Here is a 3,745-nt window from a genome sequence, read left to right as displayed (position 1 = left end):
AAAGTAAGGTTGAAAAGATGATTTGTAATGATGAAAGTGGGGAGTTACAAAAACTTGATAGATATATGGCAAAGACATATAAAGAACTAAGACAGAATCTAAACAAAAATGAGCAAAATAAGCTTTTAACATCGCAACGATTATGGCTTCAAACCCTAAATCAATGCAAATCTAAAGAATGTGTAAAAGAGCTTTTGCAAAATAGAGTTGGAGAATTGCAAAATTACACAGCACACACGGGCAATGTGTGGCTTGGGACTTATACATTACAAGAAAATCTTTATATGGGGAGCTTTACAATAAAAAAGTGTGATAAGTTTAATATTTGTGAAGCTAGATATGAGGCTATCCTCCATAAAAGTGAATTTAATGATATGCATATCTGCGAAGAAGTTTTAATGAAGCTTAAAATCAAAAATAATAATAAAGCCATTGCGTATTATGATGACGAAGAAAAATGTAGCTTGAACTTGGAGCTTAATAAAAATGGGATTTTAATCACAGAGCAAAAGCCCAAAGATTGCTATATGGGTTGTGGAGAGGGAACAGAAATTAGTGTAAATCGCTTATATCATAAGGAATAATCAATGCTTTATGATACCGAAGTGCTAAATGAAAATGATTATAAAAAAGAATGTGCAAAGTTTCTTATTGCTTTTGAAAATTCAAATTATAAACATATATTGCTTAAGGAGAATGTATGAATAATAAAATAGTCATATTGATATTATGTTTAATACAAATACTTTTTGCAAATCAAAACATACAAGAATGGAGTGGTGTATATGGTTTTTCTGAAAATATAGATTCGCAAGATATAGATTTATCAAAAAGTAGGCAACAAATTTTTCACTTTTTAGAATGCAATAATAAAATTTGCTTGGCTGAATATGAATCTTTGCATAAATATTCTACTTGCAAAATACATAAATATGATAAATTATTGCACTTAAAAATACTTTCTCCAAATCAAGCAATTTTACATTTAAAAATAAAAGATGAAAATAATGTAGAAAAAAAGTGCAAAGTGCTCTTACAAAAAACACAAAAAGGTTTTAGAGCAAAAAATCCTTTGAATGCAATAGAATCTTGTAATATAAGTTTATCTATTTTTAAATCTTGTGGTGCAGGGACTAATCCAGATTGGACTATGGAGTTTATAAAGGAATAATAATGAATATTGAAACTTTAGATGATGAAACTTATGCGATCCTTTTAGGAGTTTTAATTTGTAATATTGAAGTAGATATAAAAAGTTCTTTATTTCAGAGTGGTAATTTTTTAAAGCCTTATGGTGATGGCGGTAAAAGTATAGCCGTTGGTTTTGGATTAGATTTAAAAGTTAATTCTCTAAATACCATCACTTGTTTATATAAAAATATTTTTGGGGATAATTGGCAAATATCTAATGAAGAAAAAGACATTTTAGAAAAACTGCGAACAATGCAATTACTACAACACAAGCAATTGAAAAACTAGAAAAACTAACAATACTTAGTCTTAATTTAAAAACACAAGATAATGCCTATAAATTATTTTCCCTAACACTGCAATCATATGAAAATAAAATTGACAATAAAATTTCAAAATCTTATGAAAGAATCGCTTTGGTATCTAGGGCTTATAATTATTATAGAGAATTACTTCTAGGAGCCGTTAGGCAACAAAATAGGTTTTTAATTTGGTTTTATTTACGATATGCAACCAACACTTCAAATGGGAGAGAATTATTGGGACTTACAAAAAGGAGATGGTGGGAGTCGGAAATCTTTAAATTATATAATGGAATATCTTTTGAGAATATTTTAGAAATATTTCAGTGTCTCAATATTGTCACATTTAATAAAAAAATAATTTACAAGCATATAGAAGAATATGAAGCAAGAAATTTAACTCAAGAAAATATTCAGATATTTAAGAATGATTCTAAAAATAGAGATCTTGATAAGCATTTTAAATTTACATATGAATACATCACTACCATCCTTAAGCCTCATTTAGATTACCTAAACACCCTCACTCAAAAAAATTTTAGCTTAGATAATATTTATTGTATTGCTAATTATTGTGAGAATTTAGGTGCTAATAAATTGGATAATGTTACCTTGCTTAATAAAACTTTAAGACAAAAGTTTGAAAAACTAGAAGCAAATACACCCCATAATATTCTTATACTCTATCCAAATCCCACTCCATCTATTATACAAATAAAACAACCTAAAAATACTTTTATTACTTTACTTATAGGAGCAAAAGCAAAAATAGATTGTTCTAAATTGATAGAAGATCAATGTGAGCTAATGTATTTAAAATATGATCCAACACAAGAAGAACAACAAGCAATTAATCCACAAGCTTTTTCTTGTAGCACCCAAGAAGAACTTATTTTAAAAAAAGAAGATGAAATATACTTTAAAGCAGTAAAAAACAATATATCATATTTTATTAATAAAAACGATGGAATTTTAAAAGTTGCTCTTGCTGGTAATGAAGAAAATGCTATAGAATTATACAGTTTTGCTAAAGAAAATCAATTTAAAATTTTACAAGATAAAGCTTCAAAGATGCTAAAAATCTATTTAAAACTAGAAAGGTATAGTAGCGAAGAGATTTTATCACATAGAGGGGGAAATTTTGAATTAACACTTAATAATCTTAAGATTTTAGATAAAAATGGAAATAATCATGAAACCATCACTAAAGTATTTCTTCATAATTGTGAGAACAGAAGGATTTATGAAAGTTTAAAGTTAGAGTATCAAGAAGGCATTTATAAGAGCAGTTTTAAAATTGATTTAATTTTAGATGAAAACTCTTCTTTTTTTAAAAGGGCTACAAAATGTATTATAGCTACAAAAACCTTAGAAGGCTTTAGCACAAGTCAAATACATAAAATTGGAAATGTGGCAATAGTCTCTTTAAGTTCTGCAGATAAGAAAGGTGGAAGCTATACTTTTACAAATAAAGTAAGTATGCAAGATTTTGGAGAAAATCTTTATTTAGATACTGAGGCAAATGGGTATGAAAAACAAATAAAAAATTCAAGAAAGAATTTATATATCACAAGTTTGCAAGCTTATAAAGAAAAAGAACAGCAAAATACTACTGATAAAATCCCTTACAATGAAACTATTTTTGTTAGAGCTTACTTAAATAATGAGGAGAAATTTTTCTTCGATGAGACAATTAAATGGGCATATTGTATAAAAAAAGAAGAGGAATTAGAATGCAATCAATCTAAAATTAAGATTTTAGAAAATCTTCAAGGAAATGATATAGCCTTTAATACTTCTATGCTTTCACAAGATGATAGGAATATACTTTATAATATGAATGAAAAATATCAATTAATTTTATTTGCCTATTTTAACACACCTGCTTTTAAAACAACACAAGGAATAACGCATTTAGTGTTAAAATGACTAAAGATTTAAACTATACAAAACAAAGCCATTGAACTTACCCTCTCAAATATAAAAGATAAAGAACAAATTTATTTAAAAGCCCAAAAGGATTATGATGAATTAGTCCAGCATAATTTCACTCAAAGAATTTTAAATGATAAAGATTCTAAGGTAGATGGAATTTATAATGAAAGGATTAAAAAGATTCATACTCAAATCATAGACTTAGCTAAAAATGTCAATGTAGGAGGAGAATACTTAACTAATGTAGGCTTATCTAAAGATACCATAGTAGGATTAAGCAATACCTTAAATGTAGGAGTAGATAATAAAGTAAGAGT

The 3,745-nt window shown here is 27.0% G+C and carries 5 protein-coding genes; all 5 read left to right on the top strand.

The genetic code is table 11. The features are described 5' to 3' along the window. The coding region (locus AJN60_RS00440) for a lysozyme inhibitor LprI family protein (RefSeq protein WP_407918808.1) at window positions 1-584 on the top strand (584 nt) is incomplete at its 5' end. 116 nt (window positions 585-700) lie between these two features. Then, window positions 701-1,171: a hypothetical protein gene (locus AJN60_RS00435; protein ID WP_230100228.1), complete on the top strand. Its 471-nt coding sequence runs from the start codon at window positions 701-703 to the stop codon at window positions 1,169-1,171. A gap of 2 nt (window positions 1,172-1,173) precedes the next feature. Next, on the top strand, window positions 1,174-1,479 hold the full coding sequence (locus tag AJN60_RS00430; RefSeq protein WP_052950221.1) for a hypothetical protein: 306 nt from the start codon (window positions 1,174-1,176) through the stop codon (window positions 1,477-1,479). A gap of 611 nt (window positions 1,480-2,090) precedes the next feature. Then, complete coding sequence (locus AJN60_RS00425) at window positions 2,091-3,422, top strand: hypothetical protein (RefSeq protein WP_186820460.1); 1,332 nt, start codon at window positions 2,091-2,093, stop codon at window positions 3,420-3,422. A gap of 15 nt (window positions 3,423-3,437) precedes the next feature. Beyond that, on the top strand, window positions 3,438-3,745 hold a 308-nt coding region (locus AJN60_RS10110; RefSeq protein ID WP_407918801.1), incomplete at its 3' end, for a bacteriophage T4 gp5 trimerisation domain-containing protein.

The organism is Campylobacter sp. BCW_4323, assembly GCF_001763115.1.
Taxonomy (GTDB): Bacteria; Campylobacterota; Campylobacteria; order Campylobacterales; family Campylobacteraceae; genus Campylobacter_D; species Campylobacter_D jejuni.
The sequence above is the reverse complement of the archived record's forward strand: the minus strand, read 5'-3'. Positions and strand labels throughout refer to the sequence as shown.